Origin of the sequence: Candidatus Kurthia intestinigallinarum (assembly GCF_003991225.1) — a bacterium.
Lineage (GTDB): Bacteria > Bacillota > Bacilli > Bacillales_A > Planococcaceae > Kurthia > Kurthia populi.
This window is the reverse complement of sequence record NZ_JTFC01000243.1, coordinates 1-1,192: the sequence shown is the minus strand read 5'-3', so window position 1 is coordinate 1,192 and position 1,192 is coordinate 1. Positions and strand designations below refer to the sequence as shown.

Annotated in this window: 1 protein-coding gene; it reads left to right on the top strand. The window is 37.3% G+C overall.

What is annotated here, in order from left to right; genetic code table 11:
- Positions 1 to 526: 526 nt before the first annotated feature.
- Positions 527 to 1,192: TGS domain-containing protein (locus QI30_RS20195; protein ID WP_126992178.1), on the top strand; the 666-nt coding region annotated here is incomplete at its 3' end.

The following is a 1,192-nucleotide window of genomic DNA, read 5'->3' as shown; positions in this document are numbered from 1 at the left end:
TCTAAAAGAGATGCTACTAAAATGAATCATCATTAAAAGATGCCATCTAATTTTCTAACATAATTTTCTGATTTTTTAAAATAATAAGTTTACAATATTTAGAAAGTCCGTTAAAATTATATGTAATTTCAATTTTAAAAAGCAATGACGAGGATATGAATCGTTTAAGAGAAGGTCAAAAGAGAGGGAAATCACCGGCTGAAAGTTTCCTGATTGGACTATTCGATTTACTCCCTTTGAGCTGTGCTAGGAAACTAGCAACGTGTACAGGCGTTATCTGTATCAATGAGCTACTGGTCATCTAACAGTAGGAATTTGGGTGGAACCACGGGTATACAAGCATGTATTCGTCCCTTTACGGGATGAGTATATGCTTTTTATTTTGGCAAAGCAAATGAAATATTTGCTTTGCCAAAATAGTATATGTCACAGATTTTTAGAGGAATTTTCGAGTAAACTCGAAAAAATCTGGACGCAAATATGCATTTGCATATTTGATTAACCAAAAACGAAAAGGAGAGATAGTATGTCAAATCAAGAAGTAACAATTCAATTTCCAAATGGCGAAGAGAAGTGCTTTGCCAAAGGTGTTACGCTAACCGAAATTGCCAAGTCGATTAGTCCGAGCTTAGCGAAAAAATCAATTGTGGGAAGTGTAAATACGACGACAACTGATTTGACTCGACCAATTCTAGTGGACGCTGAAATTTCGCTGTATGACACTTCGTCAAAAGAGGGTTTAGAGGTACTTCGCCATTCGGCAGCTCACTTAACTGCACAGGCGGTCAAACGTTTATATCCTGATGCAAAGTTTGGGGTTGGGCCTGTCATTGAAAATGGCTTTTATTACGATATCGACATGAATCATACACTTGTACCAGAGGATTTACAGGTCATTGAACGAGAAATGAAGAAAATTGCGAGTGAAAACCATATCGTTGTACGAAAGGAAGTAACGCGCGAAGAAGCAGCACAAATTTTTGCACAGGATCATTTGAAGCTCGAACTACTTGAAATCATTCCAGAGGATGAACTTGTGACAGTTTACGAGCAGGGAGAGTTTGTTGATTTATGTAGAGGACCACACGTACCATCGACAAATAAAATACAGCACTTTAAGCTAATGAATATTTCAGGTGCGTACTGGCGTGGTGATAGTAATAATCAAATGCTCCAACGTATTTATGGTGTA